10 protein-coding genes and 1 tRNA gene are annotated in these 12,584 nt (G+C 70.4%); 5 read left to right on the top strand and 6 right to left on the bottom strand.

Going from position 1 to position 12,584, the window contains the following annotated elements; translation table 11 throughout:
• The first annotated feature begins 32 nt into the window (after positions 1-32).
• The 4 genes from ACFCLZ_RS26360 to ACFCLZ_RS26345 all read left to right on the top strand — a co-directional run bounded on the left by ACFCLZ_RS26360 (position 33) and on the right by ACFCLZ_RS26345 (position 7,048).
• On the top strand, positions 33-632 hold the full coding sequence (locus ACFCLZ_RS26360) for a TetR/AcrR family transcriptional regulator (protein WP_380279872.1): 600 nt from the start codon (positions 33-35) through the stop codon (positions 630-632).
• 141 nt (positions 633-773) lie between these two features.
• Positions 774-2,111, top strand: a complete 1,338-nt coding sequence (locus ACFCLZ_RS26355; RefSeq protein ID WP_380279870.1) for an NAD(P)/FAD-dependent oxidoreductase — start codon at positions 774-776, stop codon at positions 2,109-2,111.
• A 322-nt stretch (positions 2,112-2,433) separates the two neighbouring features.
• On the top strand, positions 2,434-2,850 hold the full coding sequence (locus ACFCLZ_RS26350; RefSeq protein ID WP_380279868.1) for a CU044_2847 family protein: 417 nt from the start codon (positions 2,434-2,436) through the stop codon (positions 2,848-2,850).
• A gap of 22 nt (positions 2,851-2,872) precedes the next feature.
• Positions 2,873-7,048 carry a trypsin-like peptidase domain-containing protein gene (locus ACFCLZ_RS26345; RefSeq protein WP_380279866.1) on the top strand — a complete coding sequence of 1,392 codons (4,176 nt, stop codon included), beginning with the start codon at positions 2,873-2,875 and terminating at the stop codon, positions 7,046-7,048.
• 327 nt (positions 7,049-7,375) lie between these two features.
• On the opposite strand, the gene ACFCLZ_RS26340 is transcribed toward ACFCLZ_RS26345, so the two are convergent.
• From ACFCLZ_RS26340 to ACFCLZ_RS26330, 3 genes are all read right to left on the bottom strand, one after another.
• Positions 7,376-7,459: transfer RNA gene (locus tag ACFCLZ_RS26340), tRNA-Leu, on the bottom strand.
• Between the two features lie 43 nt (positions 7,460-7,502).
• Complete coding sequence (locus ACFCLZ_RS26335) at positions 7,503-7,643, bottom strand: DUF397 domain-containing protein (RefSeq protein WP_380279864.1); 141 nt, start codon at positions 7,641-7,643, stop codon at positions 7,503-7,505.
• Positions 7,600-8,556 (bottom strand): helix-turn-helix domain-containing protein, encoded by a 957-nt coding sequence (locus ACFCLZ_RS26330; RefSeq protein WP_380279862.1) that lies wholly within the window; start codon positions 8,554-8,556, stop codon positions 7,600-7,602. The genes ACFCLZ_RS26335 and ACFCLZ_RS26330 overlap by 44 nt, the downstream gene beginning before the upstream one ends.
• A gap of 169 nt (positions 8,557-8,725) precedes the next feature.
• Between ACFCLZ_RS26330 and ACFCLZ_RS26325 the strand changes: the two genes are divergently transcribed.
• A complete protein-coding gene (locus ACFCLZ_RS26325) occupies positions 8,726-9,199 on the top strand; it encodes an ATP-binding protein (RefSeq protein WP_380279860.1) in 474 nt (157 codons plus the stop codon).
• Between the two features lie 42 nt (positions 9,200-9,241).
• Here the strand turns inward: ACFCLZ_RS26325 and ACFCLZ_RS26320 are convergent, their stop codons facing one another.
• From ACFCLZ_RS26320 to ACFCLZ_RS26310, 3 genes are all read right to left on the bottom strand, one after another.
• Positions 9,242-9,979 carry a VOC family protein gene (locus ACFCLZ_RS26320; protein WP_380279858.1) on the bottom strand — a complete coding sequence of 246 codons (738 nt, stop codon included), beginning with the start codon at positions 9,977-9,979 and terminating at the stop codon, positions 9,242-9,244.
• Between the two features lie 10 nt (positions 9,980-9,989).
• Entirely contained in the window at positions 9,990-11,279 is a 1,290-nt protein-coding gene (locus ACFCLZ_RS26315; RefSeq protein WP_380279856.1) for an MFS transporter, read from the bottom strand.
• Positions 11,280-11,448: 169 nt separating this feature from the next.
• Positions 11,449-12,432 (bottom strand): GlxA family transcriptional regulator, encoded by a 984-nt coding sequence (locus ACFCLZ_RS26310; RefSeq protein ID WP_380279854.1) that lies wholly within the window; start codon positions 12,430-12,432, stop codon positions 11,449-11,451.
• Positions 12,433-12,584: the final 152 nt, after the last annotated feature.

Here is a 12,584-nt window from a genome sequence, read left to right as displayed (position 1 = left end):
TTGCGTTAGTGTGGTGCCGAGGTGATCGACACATGACCGAAGAAGAGCCGGAGCCGATCCGCCGCCGCCCGGGCGGCCGTGCCGCGCGCGTCCGCCAGGCCGTTCTGGCGGCCGCCACGGAGGTACTGGCCGAGGAGGGCATCGACCGACTCAGCATCGCCGCGGTCGCAGCGCGCGCGGGGGTCAACGAGACCACGGTGTACCGCCGTTGGGGCAGCCGGGAGAAGCTCGTGCTGGACGCCATGCTCACCGGAAGCAACGAGGGCATCCCCGTCCCCGACACCGGAGCCGTCCGCACCGACCTGGCCGCCTTCGCCCGCGCACTGGCCGACTACCTGGCCACCCCGACCGGCCGCTCGGTGGCCCGGGCGGCCGCGCTCAGCTCCGACGACCCCGACCTCGCCGAGGCCTGGCAGACCTTCTGGCAGTCCCGCCTCGACCAGGCCGGCATCATCCTCGGCCGAGCCGTCACACGCGGGGAACTCCCGGCTGACACCGACACGGCCCTGGCCCTGGAACTGCTCTGCGCCCCGCTCCAGACCCGCGCCCTGCTCGGCCACCGCCCGATCGAACCGGACCTGCCGGAACGCCTGGCCGACCTGGTGCTGAACGGCCTGCGGGGACCGGGCTAGCCCTGCGGCCCGCCCGGCGCCAAAGCGTGGCACACGGTGAACATCCGCATACGCACCGTATGCTTCGGCCCAGTCGAACCGCCCGGGTGGAGCGCAGACGCCGCCCCGGACGGGAACCCGCTGTCCGCAAGGAGGAGCGCAATGGCGAAGTTCAAGGCCACGATCACGGCGAAGGCCAAGGACAAGACGGTTGAGCAGATCAAGCGGTACCTGCAGCTCAACGACTACGAGGTCAAGGTGACCGTCGACCCGAATGCCACGGACACCGTGGTGACGGGAGTCGGCCCGGCGCCCCTCAAGAACCCCACGCTCGCCAAGCTCGCCGAGCAGATGGGGGTGTTGCTCCCCAAAACGAGTTCGACGTACGACCTCGTCGTGGTCGGGGGAGGCCCGGCCGGCCTGGCCGCAGCCATCAACGCCCGGAGCCTCTACGGCCTCACCACGCTCATCATCGAGCAGTACGCCCCCGGCGGAACGGCCGCCACGGCGATCAACGAGATCGACAACTATTTCGGGTTCGATGACGGGATCGACGCCGCACTGCTGTGCCACAAGGCCGTCATCCAGGCGAAGAAGTTCGGGGCCGAGTGGCTGCCCAGCTACAGCGCGGCGACCCTCAAGCTCAGCGACGATCCGACGACGACGAAGCACAAGATCACCGCGACCAGCGCCGAAGGCTCCCCGGACGTCACAGTGAGCACCTCGCTGATCCTGATCGCCACCGGCCTCGTCCCGCGCAAGCTGACGCAGCCGACCGCCGCCGCCTTCGAGGACCAGGGCCTCTACTACTACGCCCTGCCCGGGGACGCGGCGGGCGTGACGGCGAAGGACACGATCATGGTCATCGGCGGCGGCGACTCGGCCGGCCGGGCCGCGCTGATGTTCTCCGGCAAGGGCGCCAAGGTCGTCATGCTGATCAAAGACACCTTGACCAAAGACATGCTCGATGAGGTCTCCACCTTGGTCAAAGCCGACAAGAACATCACCGTCGTGGAGAAGACCGAGGCCACCAAGTTCGAGGCCATCAAGGCCCCTTCCCCGGACAACCCGAACGCGAAACTGACGGTGACCGCCAACAACAAGGCGTCGTACAACGTCACCGCCGTCTACGCCCTCATCGGTGCCGACCCTCAGGACAAGTGGGTCGTGGACGCGGGCGTCACCATCATCCGCAAGAAGCCGGACGACCCGGTCGGCCTCGTCGCCACCGGCCTGGACATCTTCTACGACGCCATCAAGAACGGGACGTTCGACAGCAAGAAGCACGCGGACGAGCTCAAGAACCTGACCGACATGGGCACCAACAAACCCGGCGTCTTCGCGGCTGGCGACATCCGCTTCCGCGCCGAACGCCGCATCGCCACCGCCGCAGGAGAGGGCACCGAGGCCGCCCTGTCCATGCACAACTACCTGAAGGCCCACCCCCACGTCCTCGACGTCGAGGCGGGCCGGGCGGCCCCCGCCTACTACCTGGCCTGATCCCCCACCTGACCGGCAAGGATCCGAACAACAGAACGGCCGGTCGATCCGAGGATCGACCGGCCGTTCATCTGTGGCCAACCGACAGTATCCGGTGACGTCGGGCTACGTGTGGGGTTCAGCGGCTCCCTTCCTTGTTGCATGGAGATCGTTTCCCGGGCCTGTGCGGGCACGTGTCTCCGCAGTGTGCGGTGTTCGGCCGGCCAGTCGAGATGGCCCAATCATTCCTTCGTGTTGGTGAGTTCGCGGTTTCGCCGTGTGCGGGTGCGAGTACTACGGTGTGGCCCTGGCCGTCGTGGGGCGGCGCTTGGGGAGGCGTGTCGTGGGGCAGCAGTTGGCACGGGTGCCGCTGGAGGGCGGGGGTTCGGTCCTCGTCGAGGCGGAGGACGGCGCGGCGGGGCCGGTGAAGGCGGGCCGGGTTGGTGACGCGGTGCGGGAGCTTCCGGAGAGTCTGGGGTCGGCGCTGGAGCCGGTGACCGGCCTGGCGCGTACGGTGCTGGCGCGGTTGCGGGAGGCGGGGCCGGACGAGGTGCAGGTGGAGTTCGGGGTCGACCTCTCCGCCGCGGCCGGGGTGGTGATCACGAAGACCGCCGCCAAGTGCCATCTGACGGTGCGCGTGACGTGGCGCAAGGACGAGGCCGACGCCGCTTCGGCCGGCGCTCGCGCGGCCGGCGCTCCCGAGGGCGACGACGAGCCGGAGGCCAGCGTCCGCGCGGCCGGCGACGAGCCGGAGGCCTGACGGGATGACGGCGGGACGGGGGATGGCTGGGGCTGGGGCGGCGGACGGCCTCGCGGCGGCCGTCGCGCAGGTCCGCGACGGGGACGACCTGGTGGTCGGGGCGGGCTTCCTCGTCGCCGAGGACCTGCTGGTGACGTGCGCGCATGTCCTGGAGGACGGCCGCTACGGCCCTGGTTCGGCGGTGACGCTGGTGTTCCCGCGCGCGGACGGCGCCCCGGAGGTCACCGGCCGGGTGCTGGAGGACCCGTGGCGCGACTCGGACGAGCAGGACGTGGCGCTGGTGCGTCTGGACCACCCGGTGGGCATTGGGCCGTTGCCGTTGGGGTCGGCGGCGGGCGCGCGCGGGCACCGGGTGCGCTCCTTCGGATTCCCCCAGCAGGCGCCGCCGGGAGGGCACTTCGGGTTCGCCACGGCGGGCGGAATCCTCCCGGCCACCGACAAGGTCGGTGAGCTGCTGCAGCTCACCGACGCCAACGACCTCACCCAGGGCTTCAGCGGCGGACCGGTGCTGGACGAGACGACCGGTCTGGTGGTGGGAATGCTCACCTCGATCGCACCCCACGACAGCCACAACCGCGGCCAGGAAATCGCCTACGTCACCCCGACGGCCGTCCTGCGCCAGGCATGGTCCGGGCCGGACAGGCCGGACGAGCTGGATGTGTCGCCCTACCGGGCGCTGGAGCCGTTCACGGCCGAGCACGCCCGCTGGTTCCGGGGCCGTGAGGACGCCGTGCGCCAGGTCGTGGCGGGACTCGCGGGCGGACGGCGGGTGGTGCTGCTGCTGGGCCCGTCCGGCTCGGGGAAGTCCTCGCTGGTCCAGGCCGGGGTGCTGCCCGCGCTGGCCGACGGGCGCCTGCCGGGCAGTGACCGCTGGCGCCAGGTTCTCACGCGGCCGGGACCGGACCTGCCGGGCGCCCTGGCGGGGGCGGGCCTGCCCGGGCGTGAGGACGGGGACACCGGGGCGGACGTCACCGTCAGGCAGGCGGACACCGGTGGTACGACCGCTGAATCCCGTGTCTTGCTGGTCGTCGACCAGTTCGAGGAACTCCTCGCCCCCTCCGCCGGCCCCGAGGCCCTGCAGGCACTCGCCCGGATCACCGACGCCATCCGCTCCGACACCCCGCTCAGCGTGGTCCTCGTGATGCGCGACGACTTCTACTCCCGCCTGTCCGCACTCGCCCCCGACCTGCTGGACACCGCACTCAAGGAGAAGGGCGTCCTCAACGTCCCCGCCACCCTGAGCGCCGCGGACCTGGACGCGATCGTCACCGGCCCCGCCCGCGACCTGGACACGGCCTTCGAACCGGGCCTCGCCGAGCAGATCATCACCCACGTCATGGAGCTGAACCCCCGCAGCGACAGCGCCGGCGGCGCGCCCGTCACCGTGCTACCCCTGCTCGAGGTCGCCCTCACCCGGCTGTGGGAACGCCGCCTGAAGTACGACGGCCGCCTCACCCGCGACGCCTACCGCCGCATCGGCGCCGTCACCGGCGCCCTCACCGAGTGGTGCGAGACCGCACTGAGCGAACTCGACCAGGACCAGCGGAAGATCGCCCGCAAGATCCTCACCGCCTTGGTCCGCCCCGCCGACCTGTCCCTGAACATCCCGGCCGCACGCCAGCAGCGCCCGCTCAGTGACCTGCGCGAACTGTCGGCCGCCGCCGATACCTCCGAGGCGCTGAGGGCCGTGGACGAGGTCCTGGCGGTTCTCTCCCGGCACCGCATCGTCACCACCGACCGGCTCCACGAAGGCGCGCGGCCGGAGGACGCGGAGGGGACGGCGGTGGCCGAACTGGTCCACGACGCACTCATCCGCGACTGGGTCACCCTGAGCGACTGGGTCGAGGAGGACGCCCGCTTCCACGACTGGCTCCTGCGCGCCGGCCAACAGCACGCCCGCTGGGAGAAGGGGCGTGACCCCCAGGACCTGCCCAGCGGCACCCTCCTGGCCGAAGGCACCGACCTGGCGAGCCACCACCGACTCCCCAGTCACCTCGATGCCTTCCTGAGAGCCGGACACCAACGCCAACAGGCCGCCGCCCGCCGCAGCCGACGCCTCAACACCGTCTTGGCCATCACCCTCGGCCTCGTGCTGGTTGCCACGGGGATCGCGATCTGGCGGCAGCAGGCAGCCGTGGCCGCCCAGCAGGTCGCGCAGTCCCGGCAGCTCGCAGCCCGGTCCGATTCCCTATTCAATGCCAATCCTGAGCTCGCCGGCCTCCTCGCCGTCAGTGCCTACCGCACCAGCCCCACCGCTGAAGCCGCGGCCAGCCTCAGCTCCGCCGCGAACCACCCCCTGGCCCGCCTCCTCACCGGCCACATCGGCGCCGTGCGGTCGGTGGTGTTCAGCCCTGACGGAAAGACCATCGCCACCGCCAGCTACGACAAGACCGCCCGTCTGTGGGACACGGCCTCGGGCAAACCCCTCACCACCCTCACCGGCCACACCGACGCCGTGTTATCGGTGGTGTTCAGCCCCGACGGAAAGACCATCGCCACCGCCAGCTACGACAAGACCGCCCGTCTGTGGGACACGGCCTCGGGCAAACCCCTCACCACCCTCACCGGCCACACCGACATCGTGCGGTCGGTGGTGTTCAGCCCCGACGGAAAGACCATCGCCACCGCCAGTTCAGACACCACTGCCCGTCTGTGGGACACGGCCTCGGGCAAACCCCTCACCACCCTCACCGGCCACACCGACATCGTGCGGTCGGTGGTGTTCAGCCCCGACGGAAAGACCATCGCCACCGCCAGCTACGACAAGACCGCCCGTCTGTGGGACACGGCCTCGGGCAAACCCCTCACCAACCCCCTCACCGGCCACACCGACATCGTGCGGTCGGTGGTGTTCAGCCCCGACGGGAAAACCATCGCCACCGCCAGCGACGACAAGACCGCCCGTCTGTGGGACACGGCCTCGGGCAAACCCCTCACCAACCCCCTCACCGGCCACACCGGCGCCGTGTGGTCGGTGGTGTTCAGCCGCGACGGAAAGACCATCGTCACCGCCAGTTCAGACACCACCGTCCGTCTGTGGGACACGGCCTCGGGCAAACCCCTCACCACCCTCACCGGCCACACCGGCGCCGTGTGGTCGGTGGTGTTCAGCCCCGACGGAAAGACCATCGCCACCGCCGGCGACGACAGCACCACCCGTCTGTGGGACGCGGCCTCGGGCAAACCCCTCACCACCCTCACCGGCCACACCGGCGCCGTGTGGTCGGTGGTGTTCAGCCCCGACGGAAAGACCATCGCCACCGCCGGCGACGACAAGACCGCCCGTCTGTGGGACGCGGCCTCGGGCAAACCCCTCACCACCCTCACCGGCCACACCGGCGCCGTGTGGTCGGTGGTGTTCAGCCCCGACGGAAAGACCATCGCCACCGCCAGTTCAGACACCACTGCCCGTCTGTGGGACACGGCCTCGGGCAAACCCCTCACCAACCCCCTCACCGGCCACACCGACATCGTGCGGTCGGTGGTGTTCAGCCCCGACGGAAAGACCATCACCACCTCCAGCGACGACAGCACCACCCGTCTGTGGGACGCGGCCTCGGGCAAACCCCTCACCGGCCACACCGACGCCGTGCGGTCGGTGGTGTTCAGCCCCGACGGAAAGACCATCGCCACCGTCGGCGACGACAGCACCACCCGTTTGTGGGACGCGGCCTCGGGCAAACCCCTCACCACCCTCACCGGCCACACCGGCGCCGTGTGGTCGGTGGTGTTCAGCCCCGACGGAAAGACCATCGCCACCGCCAGTTCAGACACCACCACCCGTCTGTGGGACACGGCCTCGGGCAAACCCCTCACCACCCTCACCGGCCACACCGACATCGTGCGGTCGGTGGTGTTCAGCCCCGACGGAAAGACCATCGCCACCGCCGGCGACGACAGCACCGCCCGTCTGTGGGACACGGCCTCGGGCAAACCCCTCACCACCCTCACCGGCCACACCGGCGCCGTGTGGTCGGTGGTGTTCAGCCCCGACGGAAAGACCATCGCCACCGCCAGCGACGACAGCACCGTCCGCTTGTGGCCCCATTTCCCGCTGGACGCCGCGACCGACGCCATCTGCAAGGCTGTTTCACGCGACTTCACCGATGACGAGAAAGCACGATACTTCCCCAACCAGAAGATCGGGCCCGTCTGCCCCGCTGCCCGCCGCCCGCCGCCAAACGCCAGGCCCCAGTGAGGGACAGGATCGCAGGATCGAGCCCGAGCAGCGGGGGGCAGGAGCCGAGGGGGCGGACGGTTCCGGGCGGTCCGGTCCCACCGGGGCCGGGCCTGTGCCCGCCACCGCCCCACCAACCGCTATACCCCGAACAGCCCGGGCACCTGGACGGCCAGGCCGCACAACACCGGACCCTGACCCCACTCCACTCACTCGTCCTGACCAGTAAAAACGTCGAGGGCCCCGCACGAAACCGTGAGGGGCTCTCGACGTATCCGGACAGCAAAGCAGCCGGTCAAGCCGACATACTGTCGGATCGACCGGCCACATTGCGTCGGTTGAACTTTGTGCGCGAGGGGGGAGTTGAACCCCCACGCCCTTTCGGGCACTGGAACCTGAATCCAGCGCGTCTGCCTATTCCGCCACCCGCGCAACTGGGTGATGGGTAAATAGTAGCCCATCCCCAGGGGTGGTCCTAAACAACAGGGAGGGAGCCGTCCTGGAGGGAAGCGAGGAAGGCCTGCCAGGAGGCGGCGGGGAAGAGGAGGACGGGTCCGGAGGGGTCCTTGGAGTCACGCACCGGAACGACGCCGGGGGTAGGCGACGCGAGGGCCACCTCGACGCACTCGCCCCCGTTGTTCCCGCTGTAGCTGCTCTTGCGCCATGCGGCCGCCCTGAGATCGACGCTCGTCATGTCGGTACTCCTCCATCGCATCGGCGATCAGCGCCCGAGAGTCGCTCACCGAGAGTGCATCCCCGCGCAGCAGATCATAGTCACCGCGATGCTCTGCGACGACCGACGGAGCATCGCTGAAGTGCCCGCGATAGAGGCTCTCCGAGTAGAGCCACTCACTTCCATCCGGCATCTCCAGCAGGAACATTGAGGCTCCAGGGCGCCTCGTCGGCACACAGTCGAAGGGGGCCACCTGGATGCTGATGTTGGAGCGCTCGCCGACCTCCAACAGATGTTCCATCTGGCGCCTCATCACGCCCGGGTCGCCCACAACAGTGCGGATCGCGCTCTCGTCCAGCACGGCGATGTGCAGCGGACCGTCAGGCCCGAGCAGTCGCTTCTGCCGACTCATGCGCGCGGTCACACGTTCCCGCAGCAACGCCGGATTGTCCCTGTCGGCGCCGGTCCGAAACATTGCGTGCGCGTAGTCCGCGCACTGCAACAGGCCATTGACTCGCGCGTACTGATACACGCGGATCGCCAGCGCCTCGTCCTCCAGGTCCACGTACTTCTGGAACCAGTCGGGGTGCTCCACGTCGGCCTGCCAGTCGACCCGCTTCCAGAGCAGAAAGAGCATGCCTCCCGTCTGAAGGATCCGATCGCAGGCCATGACGGAGTCCAGAGGCATCGGCCGATGACCGCCCTCGTACCGCGTCACCACGGTGCGGTCACAGTGCAGGAGCTTCCCCAGGGCCTCCTGCGTGAGGCCCGCCTGCTCCCGGGCGAACCGCAACGCCTCCCCGAACAGCTTCGCCGGGCTCGCCGTGGGTCCCGCGTCTGCCTTCCGATGTGACACGTCCGTCACCCCTCTTGTGCAATGGGCCGCTGCACCATGAATCGGTCGTCACGCTACCCGGGGATCCTCGATCATTGACACCGGAACGCAGTTATTCGCTTGCACAGCGTTAACTTCGCGCCCCATTCGCGCGCCTGTTCCACTCCCCCTCTCCCCCGGAGGCCCCGCCATGCCCGTTCTCCGCACCGTGCGCCGGCCGCGCGAGTTCGCCACCCGGCTCGACTCTCGGATCGAATCCACCCCCCTCGCCCGTGCCTTTCTCCGGGCCTATCTCGCGGGGATGGCACGCGGTGAACGGTACGCCGACATCGGCGAGTTGCTGCTCGGCGAACTCTTCGCCAACGCCGTCCAGCACAGCGACGCGCCGCCGGACCGGCTGGTCGAGATCCGGTTCGCCGTCGTCACCGACCGCCTCCGCCTCGAAGTCCACGACGCCGGCACCGGCCACCCCGACCTCCGACCCTCCCGCTCCCCCGAGGATGAACACGGCCGGGGTCTCCTCCTCGTCGACGAACTCGCCGAACGCTGGGGCTGCTGCCCCCGCGCCGGCGGCATCGGCAAGTTCGTCTGGGCCCTGGTCGCCCCCGCCCCCGGATTCACCGACCTCGCCTTCGGCCGGACCCCGAAGCTCATCACGGTCTGACGCTTCCGCTCAGCCGCAATGCCGTTGCTCCGGCAGCTCGGGTCAGCGAGGGGCGAGGAGGCAGAACTCGTTGCCCTCCGGGTCGGCCAGAACCGTCCAGGAGATCGCGGACTGGTCGATACCGGGGTCGGTGGCGCCCAGGGCGCGCAGTCGGGCTTCCTCTGCTGCCAGGTCGTCACCGGGATAGGGGCGGACGTCGAGGTGGACGCGGTTCCACACGCTCTTGGTGTCGGGGGTGCGGAGGAACTCCAGGTAGGGGCCGACGCCTTCGGCGGAGCGCATGGTCGCCTGGTCGTCGGTGACCTCGTGCAGCGTCCAGTCCATCGCCTCGCTCCAGAACCGGGCCATCGCTCGTGGGTCGGTGCAGTCGACCACCACCGCGGCGATCGGCCCGGTGCCCTGGTAGATCGGGCGGGGCTCCAGGACGCAGAACTCGTTGCCCTCCGGATCGGCCATGACCGTCCAGGGAACGTCGCCCTGGCCCACGTCGGCGAGCGTCGCGCCGAGATCCTTCAGACGCGCGACCAACTCCGCCTGATGGGCGGTCGAGGTGGTGGCCAGATCAAGGTGCACCCGGTTCTTCACCGTTTTGGGTTCCGGGCGGGCGACGATGTCGATGCAGACGGCCACGGGGTCGGGGTAGGCGAAGCCCACGGGTTCGAGGTTTGTCACGCCGGGTCCCTCGCTGTCGACACCCCAGCCGAGTGCCTCCGCCCAGAACCGGCCGAGCGCGGAGTCGTCATGGGCCTTCATATTGATCTGCACGAGTCTTGTTGCCATGCGGCAGATCCTAGAGGCGCTCCATCAGGTGCCGGCCATGGTCGGCCTGCTGACGGGTCCGGCCGTCGGCGATGCCGATGGTGCCGTCGGGGAGGCGCTGGACCGAGCGCACGCCGGGGAGCAGGTTCAGCAGCACGCAGGGTGTGCCGATGAGGGCCGCGGCGGCCAGCAGGGTCGTCCGCATCCCGAAGAACTCGGCGGCCGGAGCGGCGACGGCGTACCCGGCGGGCATGGCGATCAGCGAGATCGTCCAGTCCAGCGAGCTGACGCGGGCCAGCATCTCCTCGGGGAAGAGCTGCTGCTGCGTCGTCGCCAGGACCTCGCCGACGAGCGCGGTCATGGCGAAGGCCACGGCCACGCCGAGGGCGACGGCGAAGAGCGGGGCGGGGGGAGCGAGCAGCGCCAACGGCCCGATGCCGAGCAGCGCGGCCGCGTTCGCGGTGACCAACGGGCGGCGCGGCCGGTAGTGCAGCGCGGCCAGTCCGCCGACGATGGAGCCCACCGCGCCGGTGATCACGATCACGCTCCAGGCGGTGGCTCCGCCGTGGCCGCGCTCCATCACGACCGGGCCCAGGACGAAGAAGAACGCGATCGCGAAGTTCCACACGCCCCAGCAGAGCAGGTTGGCCAGGTACCAGCGGCGCCGGGCCACCGCCGTCCAGCCGTCGCGCAGGTCCGCGAAGAAGCGCTGTCGCCCGGACCGCCGCACCGGCCTGCGCAGGTCCATCCGGGCGAGCAGCGCGAAGCTCAGCAGGAAGCTGAGGGAGTTGACGAGGATCGCGGCCCCCGGGGTGGTGACCGCGAGCAGCAGCGCGGCGAGGGCCGGGCCGAGCACCTTGGTGGTGCTGTCGGTGAGGCCGAGCAGGGCGTTCGCCGGTTGCAGCCGCTCAGCGCCGACGATCTCGGGCACGACGGCCCTGGACGCCGGGGTGAAGAAGGCGAAGGCCATGCCGGCGACCGTGTAGGTGACGGCGAACTGCCAGACCGCCGCTTGGTGCAGGAAGATCATCACGGCGAGCAGGCCGTAACAGACCGCCTGGGCAGCGTCGGCCGCCATCAGCACGAGCTTGCGTGACAGCCGGTCGGCCCAGACCCCGCCCACCGGCAGCATCGCCACCTGGCCGACCGCCTGACAGGTCAGCACCGCACCGACGTCCAGGGGGCTGCCGCCCGAGCGCAGGATGGCGAAGACCACGGTCACCGGCATCAGGGCGTTGCCCACCGCGGAGATGCTGCGCGCGGTCCACAGGAGTCGGTAGGGCCGCTCCCGCAGGGTGCTCAACGACTTCGGACATGGCATGGCAACCCTCCTTGCCGAGTGATCGGGTTTCGTGGAACTGCCGGGGGCCCGTGGGGAATCGACCTGCCGAAGCCGTCGGCCGTCATGCCGTTTCGGCGCGCTGACGCAGGTTTCCGGGCAGGGCGCACCGCCGTCCCGCGGGTGCGGCACGGGAGCGGTGGGAAGGACGTCAGGCGGTCATGCGAAATCGCCGCCGGTAGGCTCCGGGCGTCGTGCCGACCCGCTTGCGCAGTGCCCGGTGGAGCGTCTCCACCGAGCCGAGCCCACACGCGCCGGCCACCTGCTCCAAGGACTGGTCGGTGCCCTCCAGGAGGCGGCGGGCCGCCTCCACCCGTACGGCCTCGACGTAGGCGCCCGGAGTGGTCCCGGTCTCCTGGCGGAAGACCCGCGCGAAGTGGCGCTCGCTCAGGCACATCCGTGCCGCCAGAGCGGTGGTGGACAGGTCGTCGCCCAGGTGGTCGACGATGAACATCCGCAGGTCGTCGATGTCCCGGCGGGTCGCGGGCGGGCGACTCAGCGGGACCGAGAACTGGCTCTGGCCACCCTGGCGCTTGAGGTACATGACCAGTTGCCGGGCCACCGCCAGGGCGACCTCCTCGCCCAGGTCCTCGGCGACCAGCGCCAGGGCGAGGTCCATGCCGGAGCTGATCCCGGCACCGGTCCACACGTTGCCGCAGCGCACGAAGATCGGGTCGGGGTCGACGGTGATCTCGGGATGGGCGGCCGCCAACTGCGCCGTGGCCGACCAGTGCGTCGCCACCGTCCTGCCGTCGAGCAGCCCGGTGGCAGCCAGCAGGTGCGCCCCCGTGCACACCGATACGACCCGCCGGGCCGGCGGCGCGACCCGGGCGAGCCACGCCACCACGTCACCGTCCACCCGGGCGACCTCGCCGCCGGGGCCGGCATCGACCGCCCCGGGGACCAGCAGGGTGTCCACCACCCCGTCCACCTCGTCGAAGGACCGGTCCGCGACCAGCCGCAGCCCCGCCGACGTGACCACCTCGCCGCGCTCCCGGGCCGCGAGCTCGACCCGGTAGCCCGCAGCGCCCCCGGTCTCCCGGTTGGTCAGCGCGAAGACCTCGGCCGGACCGGTGACGTCGAGGAGGTCGACATCGGGGAAGACCGCGATGACGACGCGGCGGATGCTGGGCATGCGCCCATCCTGACCCGCTGGATTCGGTGGTGGCAATGACGGCCTGCTGCCACATTCGGACATGGCCGTCCGTCAGGCGCGGCGGTGCCCGCTGCTCCGGACCCGCCGGCGCGGTGTACTCCCGCGGTCGCCCGACTGCCCCAGGAGGCCAT

Source organism: Kitasatospora purpeofusca, assembly GCF_042691725.1.
Taxonomy (GTDB): domain Bacteria; phylum Actinomycetota; class Actinomycetes; order Streptomycetales; family Streptomycetaceae; genus Kitasatospora; species Kitasatospora purpeofusca_B.
This window is presented reverse-complemented; position numbering and strand designations above follow the sequence as displayed.

Excerpts from the sequence above, each read along its gene's own strand:
- ACFCLZ_RS26360 (WP_380279872.1), top strand. The coding sequence starts at position 33 with ATGACCGAAGAAGAGCCGGAGCCGATCCGCCGCCGCCCGGGCGGCCGT.
- ACFCLZ_RS26355 (WP_380279870.1), top strand. The coding sequence starts at position 774 with ATGGCGAAGTTCAAGGCCACGATCACGGCGAAGGCCAAGGACAAGACG.
- ACFCLZ_RS26345 (WP_380279866.1), top strand. The coding sequence starts at position 2,873 with ATGGCTGGGGCTGGGGCGGCGGACGGCCTCGCGGCGGCCGTCGCGCAG.
- ACFCLZ_RS26325 (WP_380279860.1), top strand. The coding sequence starts at position 8,726 with ATGCCCGTTCTCCGCACCGTGCGCCGGCCGCGCGAGTTCGCCACCCGG.
- ACFCLZ_RS26320 (WP_380279858.1), bottom strand. The coding sequence starts at position 9,979 with ATGGCAACAAGACTCGTGCAGATCAATATGAAGGCCCATGACGACTCC.
- ACFCLZ_RS26315 (WP_380279856.1), bottom strand. The coding sequence starts at position 11,279 with ATGCCATGTCCGAAGTCGTTGAGCACCCTGCGGGAGCGGCCCTACCGA.
- ACFCLZ_RS26310 (WP_380279854.1), bottom strand. The coding sequence starts at position 12,432 with ATGCCCAGCATCCGCCGCGTCGTCATCGCGGTCTTCCCCGATGTCGAC.